Annotated in this window: 26 protein-coding genes; 22 read left to right on the forward strand and 4 right to left on the reverse strand. The window is 66.7% G+C overall.

All coding sequences use genetic code 11. The features are described from left to right. Window positions 1-102: 102 nt before the first annotated feature. The 4 genes from IAE41_RS16030 to flgA all read right to left on the reverse strand — a co-directional run bounded on the left by IAE41_RS16030 (window position 103) and on the right by flgA (window position 3,035). A complete protein-coding gene (locus tag IAE41_RS16030) occupies window positions 103-1,320 on the reverse strand; it encodes an ATP-binding protein (RefSeq protein ID WP_079221849.1) in 1,218 nt (405 codons plus the stop codon). A gap of 342 nt (window positions 1,321-1,662) precedes the next feature. Further along, window positions 1,663-2,001 carry a flagellar protein FlgN gene (locus IAE41_RS16035; protein WP_200733794.1) on the reverse strand — a complete coding sequence of 113 codons (339 nt, stop codon included), beginning with the start codon at window positions 1,999-2,001 and terminating at the stop codon, window positions 1,663-1,665. After that, entirely contained in the window at window positions 1,998-2,303 is a 306-nt protein-coding gene (gene flgM, locus IAE41_RS16040) for a flagellar biosynthesis anti-sigma factor FlgM (protein WP_079221847.1), read from the reverse strand. Before flgM ends, IAE41_RS16035 begins: the two co-directional genes overlap by 4 nt. Window positions 2,304-2,378: 75 nt before the next feature. Then, on the reverse strand, window positions 2,379-3,035 hold the full coding sequence (gene flgA / locus IAE41_RS16045; RefSeq protein WP_200733795.1) for a flagellar basal body P-ring formation chaperone FlgA: 657 nt from the start codon (window positions 3,033-3,035) through the stop codon (window positions 2,379-2,381). Window positions 3,036-3,224: 189 nt separating this feature from the next. On the opposite strand from flgA, the gene IAE41_RS16050 reads away from it, so the two are divergent. The 22 genes from IAE41_RS16050 (at window position 3,225) to IAE41_RS16155 (ending at window position 25,677) form a co-directional block, all read left to right on the forward strand. Then, entirely contained in the window at window positions 3,225-4,169 is a 945-nt protein-coding gene (locus IAE41_RS16050; protein ID WP_079221845.1) for a chemotaxis protein, read from the forward strand. Window positions 4,170-4,319: 150 nt separating this feature from the next. Next, on the forward strand, window positions 4,320-4,715 hold the full coding sequence (flgB, locus tag IAE41_RS16055; protein WP_079221844.1) for a flagellar basal body rod protein FlgB: 396 nt from the start codon (window positions 4,320-4,322) through the stop codon (window positions 4,713-4,715). A 3-nt stretch (window positions 4,716-4,718) separates the two neighbouring features. Next, window positions 4,719-5,126: a flagellar basal body rod protein FlgC gene (gene flgC, locus IAE41_RS16060; protein ID WP_079221843.1), complete on the forward strand. Its 408-nt coding sequence runs from the start codon at window positions 4,719-4,721 to the stop codon at window positions 5,124-5,126. Between the two features lie 23 nt (window positions 5,127-5,149). Then, entirely contained in the window at window positions 5,150-5,830 is a 681-nt protein-coding gene (locus IAE41_RS16065) for a flagellar hook capping FlgD N-terminal domain-containing protein (RefSeq protein WP_108746655.1), read from the forward strand. A 32-nt stretch (window positions 5,831-5,862) separates the two neighbouring features. Further along, window positions 5,863-7,086 (forward strand): flagellar hook protein FlgE, encoded by a 1,224-nt coding sequence (gene flgE, locus IAE41_RS16070; protein WP_079221841.1) that lies wholly within the window; start codon window positions 5,863-5,865, stop codon window positions 7,084-7,086. Between the two features lie 32 nt (window positions 7,087-7,118). Continuing rightward, on the forward strand, window positions 7,119-7,868 hold the full coding sequence (locus tag IAE41_RS16075; protein ID WP_200733796.1) for a flagellar basal body rod protein FlgF: 750 nt from the start codon (window positions 7,119-7,121) through the stop codon (window positions 7,866-7,868). A 103-nt stretch (window positions 7,869-7,971) separates the two neighbouring features. After that, window positions 7,972-8,757 carry a flagellar basal-body rod protein FlgG gene (gene flgG / locus IAE41_RS16080; protein ID WP_079221839.1) on the forward strand — a complete coding sequence of 262 codons (786 nt, stop codon included), beginning with the start codon at window positions 7,972-7,974 and terminating at the stop codon, window positions 8,755-8,757. A 22-nt stretch (window positions 8,758-8,779) separates the two neighbouring features. Further along, entirely contained in the window at window positions 8,780-9,472 is a 693-nt protein-coding gene (flgH, locus tag IAE41_RS16085; RefSeq protein WP_200733797.1) for a flagellar basal body L-ring protein FlgH, read from the forward strand. A gap of 2 nt (window positions 9,473-9,474) precedes the next feature. Continuing rightward, a complete protein-coding gene (locus tag IAE41_RS16090) occupies window positions 9,475-10,617 on the forward strand; it encodes a flagellar basal body P-ring protein FlgI (RefSeq protein ID WP_234458663.1) in 1,143 nt (380 codons plus the stop codon). Between the two features lies 1 nt (window position 10,618). Then, the gene (locus tag IAE41_RS16095; RefSeq protein ID WP_200733798.1) at window positions 10,619-11,830 is read left to right on the forward strand and encodes a glucosaminidase domain-containing protein; all 1,212 of its coding nucleotides are present in this window, start codon (window positions 10,619-10,621) and stop codon (window positions 11,828-11,830) included. Between the two features lie 8 nt (window positions 11,831-11,838). Further along, the gene (gene flgK / locus IAE41_RS16100; RefSeq protein ID WP_200733799.1) at window positions 11,839-13,719 is read left to right on the forward strand and encodes a flagellar hook-associated protein FlgK; all 1,881 of its coding nucleotides are present in this window, start codon (window positions 11,839-11,841) and stop codon (window positions 13,717-13,719) included. Continuing rightward, window positions 13,716-14,924: a flagellar hook-associated protein FlgL gene (gene flgL / locus IAE41_RS16105; RefSeq protein ID WP_200733800.1), complete on the forward strand. Its 1,209-nt coding sequence runs from the start codon at window positions 13,716-13,718 to the stop codon at window positions 14,922-14,924. Before flgK ends, flgL begins: the two co-directional genes overlap by 4 nt. An 86-nt stretch (window positions 14,925-15,010) precedes the next feature. Next, entirely contained in the window at window positions 15,011-16,552 is a 1,542-nt protein-coding gene (locus IAE41_RS22735; protein WP_200733801.1) for a flagellin, read from the forward strand. Window positions 16,553-16,775: 223 nt separating this feature from the next. Further along, window positions 16,776-18,347, forward strand: a complete 1,572-nt coding sequence (locus IAE41_RS16115; RefSeq protein ID WP_200733802.1) for a flagellin — start codon at window positions 16,776-16,778, stop codon at window positions 18,345-18,347. 183 nt (window positions 18,348-18,530) lie between these two features. Then, the gene (gene fliD, locus IAE41_RS16120; RefSeq protein ID WP_200733803.1) at window positions 18,531-19,868 is read left to right on the forward strand and encodes a flagellar filament capping protein FliD; all 1,338 of its coding nucleotides are present in this window, start codon (window positions 18,531-18,533) and stop codon (window positions 19,866-19,868) included. 129 nt (window positions 19,869-19,997) lie between these two features. Next, on the forward strand, window positions 19,998-20,414 hold the full coding sequence (fliS, locus tag IAE41_RS16125; RefSeq protein ID WP_079221831.1) for a flagellar export chaperone FliS: 417 nt from the start codon (window positions 19,998-20,000) through the stop codon (window positions 20,412-20,414). Then, entirely contained in the window at window positions 20,411-20,701 is a 291-nt protein-coding gene (locus IAE41_RS16130; protein ID WP_079221830.1) for a hypothetical protein, read from the forward strand. Before fliS ends, IAE41_RS16130 begins: the two co-directional genes overlap by 4 nt. Then, window positions 20,698-21,276 (forward strand): PilZ domain-containing protein, encoded by a 579-nt coding sequence (locus tag IAE41_RS16135; protein ID WP_079221829.1) that lies wholly within the window; start codon window positions 20,698-20,700, stop codon window positions 21,274-21,276. The genes IAE41_RS16130 and IAE41_RS16135 overlap by 4 nt, the downstream gene beginning before the upstream one ends. Window positions 21,277-21,367: 91 nt before the next feature. Next, entirely contained in the window at window positions 21,368-22,000 is a 633-nt protein-coding gene (locus tag IAE41_RS16140; protein ID WP_079221828.1) for a response regulator transcription factor, read from the forward strand. A gap of 373 nt (window positions 22,001-22,373) precedes the next feature. Then, window positions 22,374-23,783, forward strand: a complete 1,410-nt coding sequence (gene rpoN, locus IAE41_RS16145; protein WP_079221827.1) for an RNA polymerase factor sigma-54 — start codon at window positions 22,374-22,376, stop codon at window positions 23,781-23,783. 14 nt (window positions 23,784-23,797) lie between these two features. Next, window positions 23,798-24,175 carry a response regulator transcription factor gene (locus tag IAE41_RS16150; RefSeq protein WP_049460600.1) on the forward strand — a complete coding sequence of 126 codons (378 nt, stop codon included), beginning with the start codon at window positions 23,798-23,800 and terminating at the stop codon, window positions 24,173-24,175. Next, window positions 24,172-25,677, forward strand: a complete 1,506-nt coding sequence (locus IAE41_RS16155) for a sigma-54 dependent transcriptional regulator (protein ID WP_200733804.1) — start codon at window positions 24,172-24,174, stop codon at window positions 25,675-25,677. The genes IAE41_RS16150 and IAE41_RS16155 overlap by 4 nt, the downstream gene beginning before the upstream one ends. Window positions 25,678-26,050 lie beyond the last annotated feature (373 nt).

Consider the following 26,050-nt stretch of genomic DNA (forward strand, 5'->3'; position numbering starts at 1 on the left):
GGCTTTCAGTTCCCGCCCCGGTTCGTCCCGGCCGCTGGCGGGCTGCCCGGGGTGCCCGATTCCATGGGGTTGCCGGCCAGCGGCCGGCACTACCCGATGCCGTCAGCGCGGCTGCTTCACCGGCAGCACCACGCGGAAGCGCGAGCCGACGCCGGGCGTGCTGTCCAGGTCGATGCGGCCGTGGTGCTTGTTGATGATGCTGTAGGAGATCGACAGGCCCAGGCCGGTGCCGCTGCCGACCGGCTTGGTGGTGAAGAACGGATCGAAGATGCGCTGGCGCAGCTCCGGCGAAATGCCGCCACCGGTATCCTCGAACTCGACCCAGACCGTGTCGCCGTCCACGCCGGTGCGCACGGTGATGGTGCCGCGCTCGGCGATGGCGTGGCCGGCGTTGAGCAGCAGGTTCATGTAGACCTGGTTCAACTCCGACGGCAGGCATTCCACCAGCGGCAGCTGGCCGAACTCACGGTGCAGGGTGACCTTGTACTTGAGCTCGTTCCAGATGATGTTGATGGTTGATTCCAGGCCGGAATGCAGGTCCACCAGCTTCCACGACTCGTCGCGACCGGAATACGAGAAGTCCTTCAGGTCGCGCACGATGCGGGTCACCCGCTCGATGCCCTCGCGCGATTCGGCCATCAGCTGCGGCAGGTCGCGGCTGATGAAATCGATGTCGAGGCGGTCACGGATATCGTCGATTTCCGGAATCAGCGCCTTCGGGTCCGGCGCGCGCAGGGCCCGCTCGTAAGCTTCGATCACGGTGAACAGGCTGCGCAGGTATTCCTGCAGGCTGCCGAGGTTGGAGTGCACGTAGCCGATCGGGTTGTTGATCTCGTGCGCAACGCCGGCGGCCAGCTGGCCGATGGAGGCCATCTTTTCCGACTGCAGCAGCTTTTCCTGGGTGCCGTTGAGGCGCAGGTAGGCCTGGCGCAGTTCGGCATGGCGCTGCTGCAGTTCGCGCTCGTAGTCTTCCTGCCCTTCGATGGGGCGGAACAGGGCCAGATAGTGGCCACTGCCGGGTTGGCCGTGGTGGTACAGGTGGGCGATGACCACCCCCTCGCCGACCGGCAGACTGCCGTTCCACTGCCCGTGCAGGCGCGCCTGCTCCAGCGCATCCGGCGGCAGCAGCTCGCGCAGGCGCTGCGGGGCCGCTGCGGCGGCTTCTTCACTGCCCAGCAGGTTCTGCGCGGCCGGATTGGCCAGGGCCACCTGACCGTCTTCGGTGAACAACAGCAGCCCTTCGCGCAGGCGCTCTAACAGGGCCTGCAGCACCGGCTGCGGGGGAAGGGGGGCGGTAACCAGGGCGTTGGCGGCAGACACGGCGACTCGGGGGCTTGCGAACAGGCGCCCAATATACGCGCTGCCGCGCAGCGCAGCAGCCTGCCGGCACACCGGGCCATGCCCGGCGGAGGTCTGATCCCCGTGGCGCACCGACTGCATCCACGCATGGCGTGGATCTACTGCCGGGGTATCGGTAGCGCCGGGCCATGGCCGGTGGAGGTCTGATCCTCGTGGCGCACCGACTGCATCCACGCATGGCGTGGATCTACTACCGGGGTATCGGTAGCGCCGGGCCATGGCCGGCGGAGGTCTGATCCCCGTGGCGCACCGACCGCATCCACGCATGGCGTGGATCTACTGCCGGGGTGCGCCCCGGGCCGGTCAGGCGACGGCGAGTGGCCGGCGTGCGTTGACCGTGTGCGCCTGGCCCTTGGCGTCGTACGAGGACGATGCCTCGGTGCGACCGAGCTGGCGCAGCGCCCAGTCCACCTCGCGGCGGCGGCGCGACAGCAGCACGCCATTGGCGCGGTTGCGCTCGGCCAGTGCCTGCAGCTGCTCGGCCTCGCCCAGCGGCGGGGTCGTATCCAGGGCACGCAACGCCTCCAGCTTGGCGCCGGTAGCGCGGATCAGCGCGTGCACATCGTGCTCGACCAGGGCCTGGTGTTCGACATCCAGGGCCTGGGCAAGTCGCTGAAGATGTTCACTCATCGCCGCGGTCATCCCTGCAGCTGCTGGTCCAGTTCAAGCATGCGCGATGCAATCGCGTCCGGATTGATCTTGTAGCTGCCGTTCTGCAGCGACTCGCGCACGGCGGCGACACGCTGGGTGTCGATGGCCGGGGCGGTGCTCAGCTCACGCTCGAGCGCCTGCAGGTTGGTCGCCTCGCCGGTCAGGCGCAGGCTGTCAGCGGCCTCCACCGGGCGGGCCGGTGCATCACCGCTGACGCCCGGCTTGGTGGCCGGGGTCGTCACGCTGCGCAGTGCCTGGGGGACCTGCAGGTTGCCGTCGATTTTCTGGCTCATGGGGTGTCCTGGAGTTGCCGTTCACAAGGGATAACGACCGCAGGGCCGTGATCTTTAGGGAAATCTCTTACTTTTTCAACGCGCCACGATTACGTCACCATGGGCGTCCACTGTCCCCTGCACGATGCGGCGGGAGGACAGGTTTTCAACGGAAACGCGCTCGTTCTCGCCTGCATCGCCCATCGCCCGGCCCACTATGCGCACCTCGACCGAGCCGCGCCGGGACACCAGGGCCACGTTGTCTCCTCGCTTGATGAGACGCTCGGTGACCAGGTCGTTGGCCGACAGCAGGCTTCCGGCCTGCAGCGGCCTGCGGGCCATACGACCGACAGCGCTTGCGGGATCGGACAATACGGCGCCGGCGATCCGGGCTGCGTCACGCTGGGCAGTACTGATATCGGCCGCTGCCAGGGTTTCTCCAGTGGCAATGCCACGGGTGAGCACCAGCACCGCCTGGTTGTGGCGCACCTTCACCGGCACGAACAGGCGCCAGCCCCCGGCATCGGGGCAGCTGACCTCCACCGTGGTGTTGGCGGTGGGCTGCACCTGCAGGGCGGAGCCGCAGCGCGGCAGGCGCAGCGCGTCGGCCACCACGGCCTCGCCTTCGCTGCCGGCCGCCAGGGTCGACAGCGCCGCCGTGCGGATGCTGGCCACCGGCTGCCAATCGACAGCGGCCGCCCACGGCGAGGCGAGCGCCAGTGCAATGCCCAATAGAGATGTGATCCGGCGCATGGCGCCTCCTGCTCGGAAAGACCTGGCCGGGTGCGTGCAAGCGGCGTGCCAGCGCTCTGCCCTTGTACAGCGGTCGACTAACAGTCGACCCTACCAATCGAGCGGTCGACCAACGGTCGACCCTACAAGATGCATCGCAACCGACAGAGCGCCCTCAAGTTCGGCCGCCCCTGCGCCGATACAGCAGCCATGTCCCATGACCTGCTCAACCGGATCGACCAGCGGACCCGACTGGCCGGCCACAATCGCCTGGCGCTGCTGCTGTTCCGTCTCGGCGGACGTCAGCTTTTTGGCGTCAATGTCTTCAAGGTGCAGGAAGTCCTGCGCCGCCCGGAGCTGTTCCAGGTACCCGGGCTGCCCGGCCAGTTCGCCGGCGTGGCCGATGTGCGTGGCCGTTCGGTGCCGGTGCTGGACCTGGGCCTGGCCATCGGCCACCCCGAGCGTGAGCCGGACGCGGACACCGCCCCCGGCTACCTGGTGGTGACCGAGTTCAACCGGTCCATCCAGGGGTTCCTGGTGAGCGGGGTCGAGCGCATCGTCAATATCGCGGTGGAAGACATCCACCCGCCGCCGGAGCTGGGCGCCGAATCGAGCTACCTGACCGCGGTGACCCGCTTCCAGGGCGAGCTGATCCAGGTGATCGACGTGGAAAGCGTGCTGGCCGACATCGCCCAGATCCGTGGCGAGGCCGTGCTGGACCCGACCATGGCCATGCCGGCCGACGCCCCGCAGCTGCAGGTGCTGGTGGTGGACGACTCCCGCGTCGCCCGCCAGCAGATCCGCAGCGTACTGGACCAGCTGGGGGTCGGCGCGACCCTGCTTTCCGATGGCAAACAGGCGCTGGACCACCTGCTGCAGATCCACGCCTCGGGTGAAAACCCGGCCGACCGCTACGCCATGGTGATCTCGGACATCGAGATGCCGGCGATGGACGGCTACACGCTGACGACGGAAATCCGGCGCCACGCCGGCCTGTCCGGGCTGTATGTGCTGCTGCACACCTCCCTGTCAGGCGTATTCAACAATGCGATGGTGGAGCGCGTCGGCGCCAATGCCTTCGTGGCCAAGTACTCGCCGCACGAGCTGGCCGACTTCGTGCTGGACCGCCTGCGCAAGGTGGCGATGGCGGCGTAAGGCCGCCACCAGGGTCGGATCCCCGCAGGGGCTCCGACCCCTTTCCCAATCCGGCGGCACCGGGGTCAGAGCCCCTGCGGGGATCCGACCCCTACCCTCTTTGGCACACCCCTTGCAGCTTCCCGGGCATCGTTCCCGTGGGAGTGCACCGTGCGCAACCTGATTACCGATTACCTGGGCGTGCATGCCCAGGCCATGCCGTTGCGCGAACAGCGGATGAAGCTGATCGCCAGCAACCTTGGCAACGCCGATACCCCCGGCTACAAGGCCCAGGACCTGGACTTCGACGCCGCCCTGCGCAACGCGCAGGGCCTGGATGCCAACGGCCTGATGACCACCACGAGCGAACGGCACTACGAGATCAGTAGTGGCCTGAACCCGTTCCAGGTGGCCCGCGAAGGCGTACAGCCCAGCCTTGACGGCAACACCGTCGACCCCGATGCCGAGCGCGCTGCCTATGGCCGCGCCGCGCTGGAATATCGTGCCTCGCTCAGCTTCGTCGAGAGCAAGGTCCGTTCCATGCTCACCGCGATCACGGGGCAGTAAGCCATGAGCAACCTGCCGATCTTCGACATCGCCGGCTCCGCACTGCAGGCGCAGTCGGTGCGCATGAGCACCATCGCCTCCAACCTGTCCAACGCCGACAGCATCGCCGGCTCGGCCGACGCGGTCTACAAGCCGCTGGAGCCGATCTTCCAGGCCGTGACCAGCAAGACTGATCCGAACATCACCTCGGTCAAGGTCAAGGAAATCACCCAGAGCGATGCCGCGCCGATCAAGCGCTACGAGCCCGGCCATCCGCTGGCCGACGCCGATGGCTACATCTACCAGCCCGACGTCGATCCGGTGGCGCAGATGGTCAACCTGATCTCGACCTCGCGCAATTACCAGGCCGGCGTGGAGATGTTGACCACCGCCAAGGAACTGGCCCTGGCCACCCTGACCATGGGCCGCTGAGGCGCGCCCGCGAGGATTACCGCATGACCACCGTCACCACCCAGACCAACCAGGACGTCTACGCCGCCCTCGGCCTGAACGCCCCCAACAGCAACAGCACCAAGAAGAAGAACACGCTCGACCAGGCCGACTTCCTGCGCCTGATGACCGAGCAGCTGCAGCACCAGGATCCGTTGAAGCCGATGGACAACACGCAGATGGTCGCGCAGATGGCGCAGATGTCCACCGTGCAGGGCATCACCGACCTCAACACCTCGGTGAAGGGCTTCCAGGAATCGATGGCCAGCGACCAGGTGCTGCGTGGCGCGGCACTGGTCGGCCATGAAGTGCTGGTGCCCTCGGAAAAGCTGGTGCTCGAAGCGGAAGGTGATGTCAGCGGCACCGTGGCAGCACCCGCCGCCGGCATCGTCACCGTCGATGTCACCGATGCCAACGGCAGCAAGGTCACCTCGATCAGCGTCGAAGCCGCTGCCGCCGGCGAAGTGGCGTTCAAGTGGGACGGCAAGGACGCCAACGGCAACCGCATGGCGCCGGGCAAGTACTCCATCGTCGCCAACCACGTCGATACCGCAGGCACCAGCACCAAGCTGTCCACCTACGTGCAGGCACCGGTGGAAAGCGTGACCGTCGGCTCCGACGGCCTGTACCTGAACCTCAAGGGCCTGGGCACGGCCCCGATCGATTACGTGCTCCGCGTCAGCTGAGCCGCACCCCCGCATCTACCAGGAGCAATCCCATGGGCTTCAACGTCTCGCTGTCCGGCATCAACGCCGCCAATACCGACCTGAGCGTCACCGCCAACAACGTTGCCAACGTCAACACGGTCGGCTTCAAGCAGTCGCGCGCGGAATTCGCCGACCTGTTCGCCGCCACCAGCTACGGCCTGTCCAACAACCAGACCGGCTCCGGTGCACGCGTCACCAACGTGGCCCAGCAGTTCATCCAGGGCAACAACGACCAGACCGGCCGCAGCCTGGACATGGCCATTTCCGGTGAGGGCTTCTTCACCATGAACATGAACGGCGCACGCGTCTATTCGCGCGCCGGCAACTTCCAGACCGACTCGGCCGGTTACGTGGTCAACCCGCAGGGCGCACGCCTGCAGGTCTTCGCACCCAATGCCGATGGCACCAGCTTCGACGCCGGCCGCCTGGTCGACCTGCAGCTGCTGACCACCGACAGCCCGCCCAAGCAGACCAGCGAAGTGAAGGTGGGCTTCACCCTGCCCGCCAACGCCAAGCAGCCGACGGTCGCCGATTTCGATCCGACCGATTCCAACAGCTACAACCAGTCCAGCGGCGGCATCACCGTCTATGACTCGCTGGGCGTGAGCCACATCCAGGTGTCCTACTTCGTCAAGGACGCCGCGACCAACGGCTGGACCGTGCACAACTACGTCGATGGCGAACCGGCCGGTACTCCGACCGCGATCGCGTTCGACAACAGCGGCAAGCTCACCACCCCGGCCGATGCCAAGATCAGCCTCGGCACGTTCACCCCCACCACCGGTGCGGGCGAACTGAACATGACGCTGGATATCAGCGGTTCGACCCAGTACGGCGAGAAGTTCGCCCTGCGCAACACGCAGCAGGACGGCTATGCGGCCGGCAAGCTCAACGAGATCACCGTGTCCGACAGCGGCGTGGTCTACGCGCGCTACTCCAATGGCGATGACAAGCCGCTGGGCCAGGTGGCACTGACCAGCTTCAACAACACCCAGGGCCTGGCGCAGAAGGGCAACAACCTGTGGGTGGAAACCTTCGAGTCGGGTACCCCGCGCACTGCCGCGCCTGACAGTTCCAACCTCGGCAAGATCCAGGCCGGCGCGCTGGAAGCATCGACCGTGGACCTGACCGAGCAGCTGGTGAACATGATCACCGCGCAGCGCAACTTCCAGGCCAACGCGCAGATGATCACCACGCAGGACCAGATCACCCAGACCGTCATCAACATCCGTTGATGACCTGCTGAACCTGTCACGGAACGCCCCCCATGGATAAAGCCCTTTACGTTGCGATGACCGGCGCCCGCGCCTCCCTGCAGGCACAGGGAACGCTCAGCCACAACCTCGCCAACTCGGACACCCCCGGCTTCAAGGAAGCGCTGGCCAACACCGAAGCCTTCCCGATCCGTGGCCAGGGCTTTGCCTCGCGGGTGGATGCGCTGCACGTCGACGCCGGCTTCAACCGCACCGCCGGCGCGCAGCACATCACCGGCAAGCCGCTGGACCTGTCACTGCAGACCGGCACCTGGCTGGCCGTGCAGGCCACCGACGGCAGCGAGGCCTACACCCGTGGCGCCGCGCTGTCGGTCACCCCGAACGGCCAGCTGGTGACCTCCAGCGGTCATCCGGTGCTGGACGACAACAACAACCCGATCGCCATCCCGCCCTACCAGGCGATGGAAGTGGGCAACGACGGCACGATCTCGATCATCCCGCAGGGCGAAGGCCCGCAGACGATGGCGATGATCGGCCGCATCAAGATCGTGCAGGCCGCCGACGAACGCCTGGAGCGCCGCCTTGACGGCCTGTTCGCCAACACCGACCCGCAGCAGCCGTTCGCGCAGGCACAGGGACCGACGGTGCACAGCGGCCAGCTGGAAGGCAGCAACGTCGATGCCGCCGGCGCGCTGGTGCAGATGATCCAGCTGCAGCGCCAGTACGAAATGCAGGTGAAGGTGATCAAGCACGGCGACGAGAACGCACGCAGCGCCAACAGTCTGCTGCGCTTGGGCGGCTGACGGAATTCCGGCACCGGCACGCGCCGTTGCTGGCACGCCGCTTGCACTACTTCACCCAAGGGTCGCACCGCGCGGCCGGCTTCACCCAGACAGGACTTCGAAGATGAACCAGGCACTGTGGATCGCGAAAACCGGACTGGATGCGCAGCAGATGCGCATGTCGGTGGTTTCCAACAACCTCGCCAACACCAACACCACCGGCTTCAAGCAGGACCGCGCCAGTTTCGAGGATCTGCTGTACCAGCAGGTGCGCCAGCCTGGCGGCGCATCGTCGGCGCAGACGCAGCTGCCGACCGGCCTGCAGATCGGTACCGGCGTGCGCGTGGTGGCCACCGCCAAGAATTTCGAACAGGGCAGCCAGCAGCAGACCGGCCGCGCACTGGACGTGATGGTCAATGGTCGCGGCTTCTTCGAAGTGCAGATGCCCGATGGCAGCTCGGCCTACACCCGTGACGGCTCATTCAAGATCAACCAGGACAGCGAGCTGGTCACCAACAGCGGCTACCCGGTGCAGCCGGGCATCCAGATTCCCGAAGGCGCGCAGTCGGTGACCATCGGCAGCGACGGCACCATCAGTGTGAAGATGGCCGACGACGCCGCCACCGTGGAAATCGGCGCGCTGACCCTGACCGACTTCGTCAATCCGGCAGGCCTGCAGGCCCGCGGCGAAAACCTGTTCCTGGAAACCACTGCCTCCGGCCCGGCGCAGAACGGCAACCCCGGCCTGAACGGCCTGGGCAACGTGGTGCAGGGTGCCCTGGAAGGCAGCAACGTCAACGTGGTGGAAGAACTGGTTTCGATGATCGAAACGCAGCGCGCCTACGAAATGAACGCCAAGGCCATTTCGACCACCGACGCGATGCTCGGCTACCTGAACCAGAACGTCTGACCGTCGCCAACGGGATACCGCCATGTCGTCCTTCTCCACCCTTGCCCGAATCACCCTGCCCTGCGCCGTGGCCGCCCTGCTTGGCGGCTGCGTGATCGCCGGCGACGTGCGCCCGTACCCCGCCATGGCGCCGATCCAGCCGATCATGCCGCCGCAGGCCGCACCGACCGCGGGCGCGATCTACGCCGCCGGCCCCACGCTGCAGCTGTACTCGGACCGCCGCGCACGCGATGTCGGCGACCTGCTGACCATCACGCTGCTTGAGAACACCACCGCCACGACCAGCGCCAACACCGCCACCAACAAGGAATCGAACCTGAGCATCGGCACGCCGTCGATCTTCGGTGCGCCGGTGACCCTGGGTGGCAAGGACGTGCTCAGCGCCACTGCTTCGGGCAAGCGTGATTTCACCGGCAAGGGCAACAGCGCGCAGAGCAACCGCCTGCAGGGCAGCGTGACGGTGACCGTGGTGCAGCGCCTGCCCAACGGCAACCTGGTGGTGCAGGGACAGAAGAACCTGCGCCTGAACCAGGGCGACGAACTGGTGCAGGTGCAGGGCATCGTGCGCCCGGGCGACATCGCGCCGGACAACAGCATTCCCTCCAGCCGCGTGGCGGAAGCCCGCATCGTCTACGGCGGCCGCGGCCCGGTCGCGCAGTCCAACGCGATGGGCTGGCTGAGCCGCTTCTTCAATTCCGGCCTGACGCCGTTCTGAGTATGGCCATGAAGCTTTCATTCCGATATTTGCTGCAGCGACGCGCGGCGTCGCTCTACGGATCGCTGTTCCTGGTGCTCGCCGTTGCTTTCCCGGCCAGCGCCGAGCGCATCAAGGATCTCGCCCAGGTGGGCGGCGTGCGTGGCAATGCACTGGTGGGCTACGGCCTGGTGGTGGGCCTGGATGGCAGCGGTGACCGCACCAGCCAGGCGCCCTTCACCGTGCAGAGCCTGAAGAACCTGCTCGGCGAGCTGGGCGTAAACGTGCCGGCCAACGTCAACCCGCAGCTGAAGAACGTGGCCGCCGTGGCGATCCACGCCGAGCTGCCGCCGTTTGCCAAGCCTGGCCAGCCGATCGACATCACCGTGTCCTCCATCGGCAACGCGGTGTCGCTGCGCGGTGGTTCGCTGCTGATGGCCCCGCTGCGCGGCGCCGATGGGCAGATCTATGCCATCGCCCAGGGCAACCTGATCGTCGGCGGCTTCGGCGCACAGGGCAAGGATGGTTCGCGCGTCTCGGTGAACGTGCCCAGCGTGGGCCGCATTCCCAACGGCGCCACCGTCGAACGCGCCCTGCCCGATCCGCTGGCCAACGGCGGCGACATCACCCTGAACCTGCACCAGAACGATTTCACCACGGTCTCGCGCATGGTCGCTGCGCTCAACAACGCCTTCGGCGAGGGTGCTGCGCGTGCCGTCGATGGCGTGACCGTGGCCGTGGCCGCACCGACCGACCCGGGTGCGCGCATCGGCCTGCTGGCCCGCATCGAAAACCTGGAACTGACCCCGGGCAGCGCCCCCGCCAAGGTGGTGGTCAACTCGCGTACCGGCACTGTGGTCATCGGCCAGCAGGTGCGCGTCGGCCCGGCCGCGATCTCGCATGGCTCGCTGACGGTGACCATCCAGGAGAACGCCAACGTCAGCCAGCCCAATGCCTTCGGTGGCGGGCAGACCGTGGTCACCCCGCAGTCGACGGTGACGGCCACCAACGATGGCAGCCGCATGTTCAAGTTCAACGGCGGTACCACGCTGGATGAAATCGTACATGCCGTGAACGCCGTGGGCGCTGCCCCGGGCGACCTGATCGCGATCCTGGAAGCGCTGAAGCAGGCCGGTGCGCTGAGCGCCGAACTCGAGGTGATCTGACATGCGCATCAATCCCGCCTTCGACCTGAATCCTGCACAGCAGACCGACCCGGCCAGGGTCGACAAGGTCGCGCGCCAGCTGGAAGGCCAGTTCGCGCAGATGCTGGTCAAGAGCATGCGTGATGCCAGCTTCGGTGATTCGCTGTTCCCCGGTGAAAACAAGATGTTCCGGGAGATGTACGACCAGAAGATCGCCGAGGCGATGACCCGGGGCAAAGGCCTGGGCCTGTCGTCCATCATCAGCCGCCAGCTGTCCGGCCAGCAGGCCGACGGCCCGGCGCTGGATACCCACGTGGACCCGGCCAAGGCCAGCCGCGCCTACCAGCTCAATGCACCGGCCAAGGCGGCGCCCTCGCTGTCGCTGGACGATGCCAGCCAGGCCGTGCGCATGCTGCAGCAGATGGCGGCAGGCGCCCAGGAGGGCGCGCAGGCCGCGACCAGCCCCGCACTGGCACCGATGGAGCAGGCGCTGGACCTGATTGCCGGCCGCGACAGCAGCAGCATGCACCGTTCGCTGGGCACCAGCGATCCGTACGCCAGCAGCATCGCCGGCGACGATTGGGCGGCCAGCAACGACCAGTGGGCGGCCACCGCCAGCAACCGCGGCAGCATGGGCACGCCAGCCGATGCCCTGGCCACCCGCACCGCCGTGGCCCAGCTGGGCGCGAACACGCCCGAAGGATTCGTGGCCAGCATCTGGGGCCACGCACAGAGCGCGGCCAAGGAGCTGGGCGTCGATGCCCGCGCCCTGGTGGCCCAGGCCGCGCTGGAAACCGGCTGGGGCAAGCGCCAGATCAAGCACGCCGATGGCAGCACCTCGCACAACCTGTTCGGCATCAAGGCCACCGGCTGGAAGGGCCAGAGCGCCGTCGCCGGCACCCACGAGTATGTCGACGGCGTGCGCCGTAACGAAACGGCCAGCTTCCGCGCCTACAGCACGCCCGCCGAGAGCTTCGCCGACTACGTGCGCCTGCTGAAGACCAGCCCGCGCTACCAGCAGGCACTGCAGGCCGGCACCGACGTGCAGGGCTTCGCCCGTGGCCTGCAGCGCGCCGGCTACGCCACCGATCCGCGCTACGCGGCCAAGATCGCCGCGATCGCCGGTGGCCCGACCATCGAGCGCGCCGTGGCCGCCGTGACCGACGCCGGCACGCGCCTTGGCCAGACCTTCGCCAGCACCGCGACTGCGGCGCTGGGTATCACCCGTCGTTGAGGAACCCCATGTCCAGCGTCCTTTCCACCGGTACCAGTGCCCTGCTCGCCTTCCAGCGTGCGTTGGCGACCACCAGCCATAACGTCGCCAACATCAACACGCCCGGCTACAGCCGGCAGAAGGTCGACTTCGCCACCGCCGATCCGCAGAACTACGGGTTTGGCGAGGTGGGCAGCGGCACCCGGATCACCGACATCCGCCGCGCTGCTGACCAGCTGGCGATCTCGCGGCTGCTCGACAGCAGCGGCGAACTCGCGCGCCTGAAGCAGCTGTCGACCATGGCCGACCGGGTCAACGCCCTGTTCTCCGATTCGGCCACGAACGTCGCCGGCTCCTGGTCCAACTTCTTCGATGCCGTCAGCGGCCTGTCGTCCAATGCCGCAGGCACGGCCGACCGGCAGAGCCTGCTCGATGGCGGCAAGGCCCTGGCCAGCCGCTTCGGCCAGCTCAACACGCAGATGAACAACCTCAGCAGCGAGGTCAACAACGGGCTCATCGCCGGTGCCACCGAAATCAACCGGCTGGCCCAGGAAATCGCCCAGATCAACGGTGCCATCGGCAGCAACGTGACCGACGCCGCGCCGGACCTGCTGGACCGCCGCGACCAGCTGATCTCGCAGCTGGTCGGCTACACCGGCGGCACCGCGGTCGTGCAGGATGGCGGCGTGATGAACGTCTACACCGCCGGCGGCAATGCCCTGGTGGTGGGCACGACGGCCTCCAAGGTCACCACGGTGACCGACCCCTACCAGCCCGAGCGCCTGCAGCTCGCCCTGCAGACCCAGGGCGGCACGATCACCCTGGACCCGAAGGCCGTGGGCGGGAAGATCGGCGGCATGCTCGAGTTCCGCGACACCGTGCTGACCCCGGCCCAGGCCGAACTGGGCAAGCTCGCGGTCGGCCTGGCCGAGAGCTTCAACCAGGCCCACCGCCAGGGCGTGGACCTGTATGGCCAGATGGGTGGCGACTTCTTCAACATCGGCAACCCGCGCGTCACCCCCAATACCAGCAACGCCGGCACCGGCAGCATCACGGCGACCTATGGCGACCTGTCCAAGCTGGATGCACAGAACATCGTGCTCAAGTTCGACGGCACGCAGTGGCAGGCCAGCCGCGCCGACACCGGCGCCAGCGTTGCCCTGACCGGCACCGGCAGCGCCACCGATCCGCTGGTGATCAACGGCGTCGAGCTGGTGGTGAGTGGCACCCCGGCCACCAACGACCGGTTCCTGCTGCAGCCGACCGCCGGCGTGGCCGGCAGCCTGGAAACGGCCATCACCGATCCCTCGCGCATCGCGGCGGCCGCCGCCGTGAAGGGCACGGCAGCACTGGCCAACACCGGTACCGGCAAGCTGACCGGCGTTGCGGTGACCGACGTCGGCAACGCCAACCTGCGCGACCCTGCCGCGATCGTGTTCACCTCGGCCACGACCTACACCATCAATGGCGGGGCGCCGCAGGCCTATACGCCCGGCCAGACCATCAGCGCCAACGGCTGGAGCTTCGTGCTGGATGGCGCGCCCAAGACCGGCGACACCTTCAACATCACCCCTACCCCGGCAGGCTCGTCCGACAACAGCAACGCCGCGCTGCTGGCCAAGGTCGAGGATGCCAAGGCATTCAACGCCGGCACGGTCACCCTCAACGGCGCGCTCGGTGGCCTGACCACCCAGGTCGGCGCCGCCGCACGCTCGGCAGAGTATTCGCTCGATGCGCAGCAGGTCATCTCGGACAAGGCGCAGTCCGCACGCGACGAGATTTCCGGCGTGAACCTGGATGAAGAAGCCGCCGACATGCTGCGCCTGCAACAGGCCTACCAGGCCGCCTCGCAGCTGATCTCCACCGCCGACAACATGTTCCAGACCATCCTGGGAGCAATCCGCCGATGAGCAGCCGCATTTCCACCGGGATGATGTTCAACCAGTCGGTATCGCTGATGCTGGCCAAGCAGTCCAAGATCAGCCACCTCGAGCAGCAGATCGCCACCGGCAGCAAGATCAGCTCGGCCAAGGACGATCCGGTCGGTGCCGGCACCGCTGTTGGACTGGACCGCGTCGTGGCCGGGCTCGAGCAGCTCGGCAAGAACGCCAACAGCGTGCAGAACCGTCTTGGCCTGCAGGAAAACGCGCTGGCGCAGGTCAATGAACTGATGTCGCGCGCCGTTGAACTGAGCATCCAGGCCAACAGCCCGGTACCCAAGTCCAGTGACCTCAAGGCCATCGTCAGCGAACTGAAGACCATCCAGGACAGCCTGCTGTCGCTGGCCAACTCCCGCGATGGCAGCGGCCGCTACCTGTTCGGCGGCAGCAACGACGCCGATGCGCCGTTCAAGCTGTCCGGCGGCACCGTCACCTACAACGGCGACCAGAACCAGCGCCAGGTGGAGGTCGCACCCGGCCAGCTGGTGTCCGATGCCCTGCCCGGCAGCGAGATCTTCATGCGTATCCCCACCGGCGATGGCCGCGTGGATGCCAGCGCTGCCGCCGGCAACAGTGGCAGCGGCCTGCTCACCTCCATCAGCCGCGATGGCAGCGGCAGCTGGGCCGGCGGCACGCTCAACGTGCGCTTCACCGGCACCGCCGAAGGGGCCTACGAGGTCGTGGACGGCAGCGGCACGGTGGTGGGCAGCGGCACCCACAAGCCCGGCGAAGACATCGTCGTGGCCGGCGTCAGCATGCGCATCGAAGGTGCGCCGGCGGCCGGGGACGAATTCAACATCAGCGACGCGGGTACCCGCGACATCTTCTCCACCCTGGACAGCCTGGTCGCGGCACTGGAAACCGACCCGTCCACTGAAAGCCAGCGCACGGCACTGCAGAACACCCTGCAGTCGAGTATCCGCGACCTCAACCGGGCCTCGGAAACGACGATCGATGCCCGTGCCAAGGGCGGTGCGCAGCTGGCCGCCATCGATACCGCGGCCAGCGCCCGCGAAGCCACTGCCGTCACCGTCAAGAGCACGCTCTCGACGATGCGCGATCTCGACTACGCCGATGCGATCGGCCAATACAAGCTGGAGAACGCTGCCCTTCAAGCCGCCCAGACCATCTTCAGCCAGATGCAGGCGATGTCCCTGTTCAACAGGATCGGCTGACCCCTTCCCGTTCCACCTGACTTCCAGCACGGCGCGTCCCGCGCCTTTCCTCACCGAAACGAACCGAGCAACCACGGAGAAGCACCATGGCACAGATCATCAACACCAACACCATGTCGCTGAACGCTCAGCGCAACCTGACCACCAGCAGCAGCTCGCTGGCCACCTCGATCCAGCGCCTGTCCTCGGGCCTGCGCATCAACAGCGCCAAGGACGATGCCGCTGGCTTGGCCATTTCCGAGCGTTTCACCACGCAGATCCGTGGCATCAACCAGGCCGCGCGCAACGCCAACGACGGCATCTCGCTGGCCCAGACCGCCGAAGGCGCACTGGGTGAAGTGGGCAACAACCTTCAGCGCATCCGCGAACTGGCCGTGCAGGCCCGCAGCGCCACCAACTCCGCATCGGACCGCCAGGCGCTGAACGCCGAAGTGCAGCTGCTGAAGCAGGAAATCCAGCGCGTCGCCGAGCAGACCAACTTCAACGGCACCAGCCTGCTGGATGGCAGCTTCACCAACCAGGCCTTCCAGATCGGCGCCGACCAGGGCCAGACCATCAACATTTCGCAGATCGCAAATGCGAACGTGCACAAGCTGGGCAGCTGGACGAGTGCCTCGACGAATGCATCGGCACTGGGCGTGACACCGGATGGTGGTGCGGTCAAGGCGAAGCCTTCCACCTCTGAGGAATCCGGCACCTTCGCGCCTGTGGCCGCAGGCGGCACTGTTGCATACAACCTGACCGTCGGTACCATCTCGATCCTGGACCGCCCGGCGGGTGATGCGGTGTCGGTAGCCGACATGCAGGCGGCAATCGATGGGAAGACGCAACAGCTCAAGGAAGCAGGCTTTACTGTAACTGGCACCGTGCTAGATGGCGATATTCAGTTCAGCCGCGCAGACGGCAGCAACTTCACCATCACCCAGGCCGGCGGCGGCTTCGCCAACGGCGCGTTTGCAGCTGCGGTCACCAATGGTATCGAAGCAGAGCCAGCAGTCTTCGGCAAGACCAGCTTCACGATCACCGGTACCGTGGACGGCGCCCCGGGCCAGGCAGTGACCATTGATCTGGACAGCGCCAAGACCGCCGCGGAACGCGCCACACAGATGGTCAACGCCATCAATTCGAAGACCCACGAAACCGGCGTAACCGCGTCGCTGGTGGACGGAGCACTGCAGCTGACGTCGAAGGATGCGAACTTCACCGTCGGCGCGATCGGCACTGACCAGACCGCTGCTCAGGCTGCATTGGCACAGCAGACCGGCCTGACCGCCGGCGCCACCACCAACTACGCCGCCGGTGTCGCTCAGACCGGCTTTGCCGAGCTGGACATCTCAAACCAGGCCAACGCTGACAACGCCATCCTGGCCATGGATGCTGCGCTGCAGTCGATCAACTCGGCGCGCGCCGACCTGGGTGCGATCCAGAACCGCTTCACCTCGACCATCGCCAACCTGAACACCAACTCGGAAAACCTGTCGGCCGCCCGCAGCCGCATCCGCGACGTGGATTACGCGCAGGAAACCGCCGAGCTGACCCGTGGCCAGATCCTGCAGCAGGCCGGCACGGCCATGCTGGCCCAGGCCAACCAGGTGCCGCAGAACGTGCTGCGCCTGCTGCAGTCGTAACAGCCGCCGCTACCTGAGCATCAGGAGGGCCCCGCCATGGAGATGGCGGGGCCTTTTCATTTGCCCCGGGAAAAAAGCACCGAAACTTTCCTAAAGGCCGGAGGGGTAGTGCCGTTATTGATTTCAGCAGCGGTAGCACACCCCTTGGGGGGAAGCCAGCCACTGCCCCCCGAAACCGGTCAGGCTGCTCTGCCGGACACACTGCCAACAAGGAAACCGCACCATGGCACAAGTCATCAACACCAACACCATGTCGCTGAACGCCCAGCGCAACCTGAGCACCAGCGGCACCAACCTGGCCACCACCATTCAGCGCCTGTCCTCGGGCCTGCGCATCAACAGCGCCAAGGACGATGCCGCCGGCCTGGCCATCTCCGAGCGCTTCAGCACCCAGATCCGCGGCGCCAACCAGGCTGCCCGCAACGCCAACGACGGTATCTCGCTGGCCCAGACCGCTGAAGGCGCACTGGGTGAAATCGGCAACAACCTGCAGCGCGTCCGTGAACTGGCCGTGCAGTCGCGCAGCGCCACCAACTCGGATTCGGACCGCCAGGCGCTGAACGCCGAAGTCCAGCTGCTGAAGCAGGAAATCCAGCGCGTCGCCGAGCAGACCAACTTCAACGGCACGAGCCTGCTGAACGGCAAGTTCACCAACCAGGCTTTCCAGATCGGCGCCAACCAGGGCGAAACGATCAACATCTCGCAGATTGCGAACGCCAACATCAGCAAGCTGGGCAGCTGGACCAGCGCAACGACGTCGGCGTCGTCTGCCGGTGCACTGCCTGATGGCGGCGCAAAGGCTGCTGATCCGAACGTTTCTGCTGAAAGCGGTGCATTCACCGAAGCCGTCTCCAATGCGGACGGTCAGAAGTTCACCCTCTCCGTCGGCTCGGTTGAAATCCTTTCGAGCACCCAGGTCGGAGCCGCCGCCGTCACCGTCGATGATGCCGCGATCGACGACGCTATCGCCAGTGACAAGGTGGCTGCAGACCTGAAGGCCGCAGGCATCACTGTAAGCGGTAAGGCCGCAGATGGCGACCTTACTTTCACGAAGGCTGACGGCACCGCATTTGAAGTGAAGGTCGCCAGCACCTTCAACGCTGGCGGCACCTTCGCGGAAGCAGATTTCGTCGGCGTACAGGACAACGGCGCAGCAGCTGTCACTGCAACCTTCAGCAAGACCAGCTTCACCATCACGGGTACGGTTGACGGCAAGCTGGGCCCGGCTGTGAGCATCGACCTGGACAGTGCGAAGACTGCCGGTGATCGCGCAACTCAGCTGGTGAACGCTGTCAATGCAAAGACCCATGAGACGGGTGTCACTGCCGCACTGGTCGAAGGCAAGGTCCAGCTGACCGGCAAGGAGGGCAACTTCACCGTCGCCTCCACCACGAACGATGCTGCTGGCAACGCCGCTCTGCTGGAGCAGACTGGCCTCGCCACTGGTCAGACCAACAACTACTCCGCAGGCGGCGCGAAGGACGGCTTCGCCGATCTGGACATCTCCTCGGTCGGCGGTGCAGACAACGCCATCCTGGCGATGGACGCAGCCCTGAACTCGATCAACTCGGCCCGTGCCGACCTGGGCGCCATCCAGAACCGCTTCACCTCGGTGGTTGCCAACCTGAACACCTCGTCGGAGAACATGTCCGCAGCCCGTAGCCGCATCCGCGACGTGGACTACGCTTCGGAAACCGCCGAGCTGACCCGCAACCAGATCCTGCAGCAGGCCGGTACCGCCATGCTGGCCCAGGCCAACCAGTCCAGCCAGAACGTGCTGAGCCTGCTGCGCTGATCCAGCGGTAGTACCTTGCAGTAACGGGAAGGGGGCGAAAGCCCCCTTCTTCGTGCCCGGCAGCCGGTTGGCACGCGCCTTGCACCGGGTGGGGAAGCGTTTCAACGCTCAAGCTCGCCCATCCCCGGCCGATAGCAGGTGCAGGACACCTGAACGGCCCGTCCAAGAACAAGGATTCCCCGCATGGCCATCGGCACGATTGGTACAGGTCTCGACATTCCCTCGCTGGTTGCCCAGCTGACCGCCAAGGAACGCGAGCCCCGCGAAAACCAGATCAACTCGGCCGGTGTTGCGGCCAGCGCCAAACTGTCGGCGCTGGGCACCATCAAGAGCGGCATGACCACCCTGCAGACGGCGCTGAAGACGCTGGTGACGGGCATGGCCAAGCCCGGCATGAAGCTGACCACGCCCACCGAGTCGAACTTCACCGCCGCGCTGGATACCAGCACCACGGCCGGCAAGGCGGCGGCGGGTACCCACCAGGTGGAAGTCAAATCGCTGGCGCAGAACCAGAAGCTGAGCTCGCAGGCCTACACCAAGGATGCCGTCGTGGGTGACGGTACGTTGTCGATCGCCTACGGCGACAAGACCATCAACGTGGAGATCGAGGCCGGCGCGACGCTGGAGAAGATCGCTGCGGAAATCAATTCGGCCGCGCAAAGCAAGGGCGTCACCGCCGCCGTGGTTACCGCCGACGATGGCATGCACCTGGTGCTCACCGCCGTCGATTCCGGCACCAAGGGCGCGCTGAAGGTCAGCGCCAGCGGCGGCAATGGCGGACTGTCCAGCCTGGTCTACGACGGCACCGACGCCTCGAAGATGAGCGAAATGGTGCCGGCCAAGGATGCCGTGGTCGTGGTCGATGGCTTCACCCGTACCAGCAGCTCCAACACCATCACCGACCTGGTGCCCGGTGTCAGCCTGACCTTGACCAAGGCCAAGGAAGGCGAGCCGCAGACGCTGACCATCGCCCCCGACAACAGCACGCTGAAAACCAACCTCAACGCGTTCATCACCGCCTACAACTCGATCCAGTCGACGTTGAAGAGCTCCAGCGCCTACAACGCCGAAACCAACACCGCCTCGACGATGACCGGCGATGCCATGGTGCGCGGCCTGCAGCAGCAGCTGCGCACGCAGCTGAGCAGCAACGTCAACGATCTGAAGGACCTGGGCCTGACCATCGCCGCCGATGGCACCCTGAGCCTGGATGCGGCCAAGCTGGACACCGCGCTGTCGAAGAACCCGGAAGCGGCCAACAAGCTGTTCGGTGCCGAAGGTGCGCTGGCCAAGCCGATGACCGAGCTGATGAAGAGCACCCTGGATACCACCAGCGGCACGATCACCCAGCGCCAGGCCACCTTGAACAAGCAGATCAAGGCGCTGGAAAAGCAGCTGGACGATCTCGACAAGAGCATGGAAAAAGTATCCGACCGCTACACCAAGCAGTTCACCGCGATGGAAAAGATGGTCTCGCAGATGCAGTCCGCCAGCGGCTCGCTGATCGACCAGCTCGGCTGATCCATACGCTTTTTCCTGTGCAGGTGGCACTCAAGTAGCACGCCACCTGCGCCGATAACACGTTAGACCCCGTGCCGAACCCATGCCCCTACCCGCGCGGATGGGCAGGCATTCCAGGAGATTCCATATATGTACGGTTCCAATCGGCAGTTCGCCGAGCAGTACCGCAAGGTCGGTGTGACCACCTCGGTCGTGGACGCAGATCCGCACAAGCTGGTGGCCCTGCTGCTGGCCGGTGCATGCGAGCGCATCCGCACCGCTGAAGCCTCGCTGCAGCAGAATGACCAGGCGCGCAAGGGCAAGGCCATCGGCGAAGCCTGTGCGATCGTCGGCCACCTGCATGGCTCGCTCGACCACGAAGCCGGCGGCGAGATCGCCGGCAACCTGTCGGCGCTGTACGACTTCGTCATCATGCGCCTGACCGAAGGCAATCTGCACAACGATTCCACCGCGCTGCAGGAAGCGCTGGGCCTGATGGTCGAAATCGATTCGGCCTGGAACGCCATTCCGGCCGACCAGCGCCACGTCAAGGCGGTGGCACCGTGAACCTGCAATCACTGCACGATTCGCTGGACACGCTCGACGCCAGCCTGCCGGGCGATGACTACGACACCAGCGAGCGCCTGATGGCCGAGCACCTGCAGGCCGTGGCCGCACTGTCGATGGTGGTCGAGCGCCCCAGCAACGAGGCCATCCTCGCCCTGCGCGACCACCAGCAGCGCGTGCTGGCCCGCATGATCGGCCTGCGCGACGAAGCCGCCGCACACCTCAAGCACACGGGCCGCTCCCTTCGCGCCGCCCATGCGTACCTGAAGGCAGAATCGCTGGCATGACCCTGCTGCCGACCACGTCGCTGCACCACCCTGCCGAGAGCGAGCTGTTCGATGAAACGCTCAGCTGCGAACTGGCCCTGCCGGCCGAGTTCCAGGCCGGCAGTGCGGCGGGCCGCACCAGCAGTGCCGAAGGCCTGCTGCGCAGCCTGGCGCTGGTGGAAGACAGCCGCGGGGACGAGCACGACGAACGCAGCGAAGCCAGCCTGCAGATCCAGCGCCTGGAAGCCAAGCTGGACCTGACCATGGTGCTGCTGGGCCGCCTGGTGCGCCAGCAGGGCCAGGATCTGCCCCTGCGCCCGGTGCGCTGGTCGCGCCGTGGCATCCGCCTGCAGCTGGGCCCGCGCAGCGGCGCCCTGCCCGGCCAGGCCGGGGTGGTACGCCTGCAGCCCAGCGACTGGCTGCCCGACAACATCGACCTGCCGGTGGACGTGATCGCCGAAGCGGCCGATGGCAGCGGCGGCCACTTCCTGTGGCTGCGCTTCAACCGCCTTGGCGATGGCCTGGAAATGGCCATGGAACGGCACTTGTTCCGTTTGCATCGGCGTCAGGTTGCCGAAGCGCGGCGAGCGCGCTGAAACCTGGCACCCGGCAGCGGGACGGACGGCCCTTGGCGTGCCCGTTCAGCTAAGTTAAGGTGGTCTCCCCTCACGGACCAGCAACGTGCCTGTGCGAGTTCTCATCGTCGACGATCACACCCTGGTTCGGGCCGGCCTGGCGCGACTGCTGCAGGGGTTTGCCGATGTGCAGCTGGTGGCCGAGGCGAGCAATGCCGAGCAGGCCCTGCAGATGGCCCTGCAGCACGCCCCCGACGTGGTCCTGATGGATCTTTCCCTGCCCGGCCGTACCGGCCTGGAAGCGCTGAGCGACATCCGCCTGCGCTCGCCCGGTACGCGCATCGTGATGATGACCATGCACGACGACGCCGCCCATGTGCGCGATGCACTGGACCGTGGCGCCGTGGGTTTCGTGGTGAAGGATGCCGCCCCGCAGGAGCTTGAACTGGCGCTGCGCGCCGCGCACGCCGGCCAGGTGTTCCTCAGCCCGCAGATCTCGGCCAAGATGCTGGCGCCGATGCTGGGCCGCGAGAAGCCCACCGGCATCGCCGCCCTGTCGCCGCGCCAGCGCGAGATCCTGCGCCGCATCGGCAAGGGTGAGAGCAACAAGGAAATCGCCGCCGACCTCGGTATCAGCGTGAAAACGGTGGAGACCCACCGCGCCCGCATGATGGAGTCGCTCGGCTGCCGCCGCGCCAACGACCTGCTGCTGCTGGCAGCACGGCACCAGCACGAGCTGGAGTAGAGTCGACCTTTGGTCGACTGCGCTCCGCCTCGTCGGTAGAGTCGACCGTTGGTCGACTGCACTTCGCGCGGGAGTCGACTGACAGTCGACTCTACCCCCCGTCCCGGCCCGCGCGGCGACGACAGGATTCCGTCACCCCGACACGCCCTGACGGATTTCCGTACACACAGGCTCCCCGGACACGCAGCCCCGCCACCACAAATCAACAACTTGGCGCGGAACATCGTCAACTTCCCGCGACGCTGTAGGGAATACCCCTACAAGCTGTCGGGAATACCACCAGCGCACTCAGGAACCCCCCGATTCCGCCTGCCCGGGATCAAAAGCAAGATGTGTTCCACAAGGCGTCGGGGAGCGGCGCCGGGGAACTGAAATGAAGGCTGCACTTTCGACCCAGCTGGGCCAGACGCTTCACCTCACGCCGCAACTGCTGCAGTCGATCCGACTGCTGCAACTGGACGGCCTGCACCTGGAACAGGAAATCCAGCGCCTGCTGGATTCCAACCCGCTGCTGGAAATCGAGGACGCTGAAGCACCGGCGGCCGACGCCACCGACGCCAGCACCACCACCCTGGAAACCGCAGCCTTCGACGAGCTGCCCGAGTCGTCCATGTGGGACGTGGCCGGCAGCAGTTGGCAGGACGGCGACGACGACCGCATGGCGCGCATCGCCGCGGGCGAGTCCAGCGACCCGCAGCTGCGCGTGCTGCAGCGCCTGGCCCTGGATCTGGACGAGCGCGAGCTGGCCGTGGCGGCCTTCTGGCTGGAACACTGCGACGAAGCCGGCTACCTGCAGGCCCCGCTGGACCAGCTGCAGCTGCTGGCCAGTGCGCAGTTCGATATCGATGGCGCCGGCGTGGAAGCCATCCGCCAGCAGCTGCTGCACGGCGAACCGGCCGGCATGGCCGCGCAGGACCTGCGCGAAGGCCTGCTGGCGCAGCTGTACAGCCTGCACGGCGTGGTGCCGGCCCGGCACCTGGCCGCACGCATCCTGGAAGGCGCGCTGGAAGCCCTGGCCGCGCACGACTACCCTGCCCTGGCCCGTCAGCACGACGCCGAAGTGGACGACGTGCGCGAGGCTGTGCGCCTGATCCTGTCACTGCAGCCGCGCCCCGGCGACAGCCTGCTGCCCGAGCGCAATGCGGTGGTGGTGCCCGATGTGGTCGCCTGGCACGCCGATGAGCAGTGGAAGGTGGCCCTGAACCCGGCCACCAGCCGCCGCGTGTCGATCAACAGCCAGTACGAACAGGCGCTGGCCGAAACCAGCGACGCCGCCCCGGCCCTGCGCGAAATGCTGCAGGAAGCACGCTGGTTCAGCCGCGGCCTGTCGATGCGCTACGACACCCTGCTGCGCACCGCGCGGGTGATCGTCGAGCGCCAGGCCGCGTTCCTGGTGCGTGGCGAGGAAGCCATGGCACCGCTGACCCTGAAGGAAGTGGCCGAAGCGATCGGCATGCACGAATCCACGGTGTCCCGCATCACCACCGGCAAGTTCCTGCAGACCCCCCGCGGCACCTTCGAACTGAAGCACTTCTTCGCCGTGCGCCTGGAAGGCGCCAGCGTCTCCGGCCAGGCCGTCAAGGCCATGGTGCGCCGCCTGATCGACGCCGAACCGGCCGGTCGCCCGCTGGCTGACGAGGCCATTGCCGGCCTGCTGTCGCGCCAGGGGGTGAACATTGCCCGCCGAACCGTCGCAAAATACCGCGAACAACTGGATATCGCCCCGGCCCGCGAACGGCGCCGGCTCAGCGCCAGGCAACCACAGCTGGCCCGCGTGGGCTGAAAAGGATGTTGGACATGAACAAGCTCACAGTTCTGCTGGTCGATGACCATGAGGGATTCATCAACGCGGCGATGCGCCACTTCCGCAAGATCGACTGGCTGCAGATCGTCGGCAGCGCCGGCAACGGCCTGGAAGCGATCGAGCGTTCCGAGTCGCTGCGTCCGCAGGTGGTGCTGATGGACCTGGCAATGCCTGAAATGGGCGGCCTGCAGGCCACCCGCCTGATCAAGTCGCAGGATGATGCCCCGTACATCGTGATCGCGAGCCACTTCGACGACGTCGAGCACCGCGAGCACGCGCTGCGCGCCGGCGCCGACAATTTCGTCAGCAAGTTGTCGTACATCCAGGAAGTCATGCCGATCCTGGAAGGCCTCAGGGAGGATCGATCGTGAGTGAATCGCGCATCCTTGTGCTGGACAACGACGCCGTGCGTGCCGAGCGCACCGTTGCCCTGCTGGAATTCATGGATTTCAACCCGCGCTGGGTCTCCGACGCGGCCGACTTCGACCTGGGCCGCCAGCGCCAGAACGACTGGATGGCGGTGATCGTCGGCAGCCTGGACGACAGCGCTGCCAGTACCGCGCTGTACGCCTGGCTGGGCGGCAGCAGCCTGCCGCCGCCGGTGCTGCTGGCCGACGGTGAAGCTGCGGCGTTTGCCCAGCAGCACGGCCTGCACGAAGCCAATATCTGGCCGCTGGAAGCCCCGCTGCGCCATGCGCAGATGGAAGCCCTGCTGCGCCGCGCCAGCCTCAAGCGCCTGGATGCCGAGCACCAGGCCGGTGCCGTGCAGGACCAGGGCCCGACCGGCAACGGCCCGGCCGTGACCGGGCTGCGCACCATGATCGAGCAGGTGGCCGCCTTCGACACCACCGTGCTGGTGCTGGGCGAATCGGGCACCGGCAAGGAAGTCGTCTCGCGTTCAATCCACCAGCGCTCGCCGCGCCGGGATGGCCCGTTCGTGGCGATCAACTGCGGCGCCATTCCCGCCGACCTGCTGGAAAGCGAGCTGTTCGGCCACGAAAAGGGCGCCTTCACCGGCGCGCTGACCGCCCGCAAGGGCCGTTTTGAAATGGCCGAAGGTGGCACTCTGCTGCTGGACGAGATCGGCGACATGAGCCTGCCGATGCAGGTGAAGCTCCTGCGCGTGCTGCAGGAGCGCAGCTTCGAGCGCGTCGGTGGCAACCAGACCATCCGCTGCAACGTGCGCGTGGTCGCCGCGACCCACCGTGACCTGGAAACCCGCATCGCCGAAGGCAAGTTCCGCGAGGATCTGTTCTACCGCCTCAACGTCTTCCCGATCGAAGTGCCGGCCCTGCGCGAGCGTCGCGAAGACCTGCCGGCGCTGGTGGAAACCATCGCCATGCAGCTCGGCCGCACCGGCCGCGGCGAAGTGCGCTTCACCCCCGAAGCGCTGCAGGCCCTGGCCAGCTACGAGTGGCCCGGCAACGTGCGCGAACTGACCAACCTGGTCGAGCGCCTGGCCGTGCTGCATCCGGGTGGCTCGGTGCGCGTGCAGGACCTGCCGGCCCGCTACCGTGGCGATGCCGCACTGGCACCGGTGGCGCCCCCCGCGCCGGCGCCGGTGGCCGCCAGCGAGGAACGCCTGGACCTGCGCAGCTTCTCCTTCCACACCCCCGGCAGCGGCGGCCAGCCGGCGCTGGAACACGGCATCGCCGTGAACCGCGGCACCGCGCCTGCAGCCCTGCCGGACGACGGCCTGGACCTGCGCAACCACATGGCCACGATTGAACTGGGCCTGATCAACGAAGCCCTGGAACGCACCCAGGGTGTGGTCGCCCACGCCGCCCAGCTGCTCGGCCTGCGCCGCACCACCCTGGTGGAAAAGCTGCGCAAGTACGGCATCGAGCGCGAGCAGGCTGAACTGGCCGGCTGAGCAGCCTGATCCGCATGAAAGGAACACGAACGCCCGGGCTTGCCCGGGCGTTCTTTTTTCTGGCGCCGCTGCATGAGTAGATCCACGCCGCGCGTGGATGGGAGAACACAAGCTGACCGCGCCAGCGCCAGATTTCCGGCCTCCCAGCCCTGCAGCCCCAGGCCAAAAAACCGACGCCGGTGAAATGACGCATCCGCCGGGGTCAGGCTTCGTGCCGACCAACGGTCGGCACCCACCAACAGCAGCAGGCCCACCAACGGTCGGCACCCACCCTCATCAGAAGCACCACCATCAGCAGCAGGTTCCAACAGATCGCGGAAATCTGTCGAAGGCGGGGTGGGTCCGGTTGAGGGGGCGTGAGCCGCATGGATGC

The sequence above is a fragment of the Stenotrophomonas sp. S39 genome (assembly GCF_016624665.1).
Taxonomy (GTDB): domain Bacteria; phylum Pseudomonadota; class Gammaproteobacteria; order Xanthomonadales; family Xanthomonadaceae; genus Stenotrophomonas.

Excerpts from the sequence above, each read along its gene's own strand:
- IAE41_RS16035 (WP_200733794.1), bottom strand. The coding sequence starts at position 2,001 with ATGACCGCGGCGATGAGTGAACATCTTCAGCGACTTGCCCAGGCCCTG.
- flgM (WP_079221847.1), bottom strand. The coding sequence starts at position 2,303 with ATGAGCCAGAAAATCGACGGCAACCTGCAGGTCCCCCAGGCACTGCGC.
- flgA (WP_200733795.1), bottom strand. The coding sequence starts at position 3,035 with ATGCGCCGGATCACATCTCTATTGGGCATTGCACTGGCGCTCGCCTCG.
- IAE41_RS16050 (WP_079221845.1), top strand. The coding sequence starts at position 3,225 with ATGTCCCATGACCTGCTCAACCGGATCGACCAGCGGACCCGACTGGCC.
- flgC (WP_079221843.1), top strand. The coding sequence starts at position 4,719 with ATGAGCAACCTGCCGATCTTCGACATCGCCGGCTCCGCACTGCAGGCG.
- IAE41_RS16065 (WP_108746655.1), top strand. The coding sequence starts at position 5,150 with ATGACCACCGTCACCACCCAGACCAACCAGGACGTCTACGCCGCCCTC.
- flgE (WP_079221841.1), top strand. The coding sequence starts at position 5,863 with ATGGGCTTCAACGTCTCGCTGTCCGGCATCAACGCCGCCAATACCGAC.
- IAE41_RS16075 (WP_200733796.1), top strand. The coding sequence starts at position 7,119 with ATGGATAAAGCCCTTTACGTTGCGATGACCGGCGCCCGCGCCTCCCTG.
- flgG (WP_079221839.1), top strand. The coding sequence starts at position 7,972 with ATGAACCAGGCACTGTGGATCGCGAAAACCGGACTGGATGCGCAGCAG.
- flgH (WP_200733797.1), top strand. The coding sequence starts at position 8,780 with ATGTCGTCCTTCTCCACCCTTGCCCGAATCACCCTGCCCTGCGCCGTG.
- IAE41_RS16090 (WP_234458663.1), top strand. The coding sequence starts at position 9,475 with ATGGCCATGAAGCTTTCATTCCGATATTTGCTGCAGCGACGCGCGGCG.
- IAE41_RS16095 (WP_200733798.1), top strand. The coding sequence starts at position 10,619 with ATGCGCATCAATCCCGCCTTCGACCTGAATCCTGCACAGCAGACCGAC.
- flgK (WP_200733799.1), top strand. The coding sequence starts at position 11,839 with ATGTCCAGCGTCCTTTCCACCGGTACCAGTGCCCTGCTCGCCTTCCAG.
- flgL (WP_200733800.1), top strand. The coding sequence starts at position 13,716 with ATGAGCAGCCGCATTTCCACCGGGATGATGTTCAACCAGTCGGTATCG.
- IAE41_RS22735 (WP_200733801.1), top strand. The coding sequence starts at position 15,011 with ATGGCACAGATCATCAACACCAACACCATGTCGCTGAACGCTCAGCGC.
- IAE41_RS16115 (WP_200733802.1), top strand. The coding sequence starts at position 16,776 with ATGGCACAAGTCATCAACACCAACACCATGTCGCTGAACGCCCAGCGC.
- fliD (WP_200733803.1), top strand. The coding sequence starts at position 18,531 with ATGGCCATCGGCACGATTGGTACAGGTCTCGACATTCCCTCGCTGGTT.
- fliS (WP_079221831.1), top strand. The coding sequence starts at position 19,998 with ATGTACGGTTCCAATCGGCAGTTCGCCGAGCAGTACCGCAAGGTCGGT.
- IAE41_RS16135 (WP_079221829.1), top strand. The coding sequence starts at position 20,698 with ATGACCCTGCTGCCGACCACGTCGCTGCACCACCCTGCCGAGAGCGAG.
- rpoN (WP_079221827.1), top strand. The coding sequence starts at position 22,374 with ATGAAGGCTGCACTTTCGACCCAGCTGGGCCAGACGCTTCACCTCACG.
- IAE41_RS16150 (WP_049460600.1), top strand. The coding sequence starts at position 23,798 with ATGAACAAGCTCACAGTTCTGCTGGTCGATGACCATGAGGGATTCATC.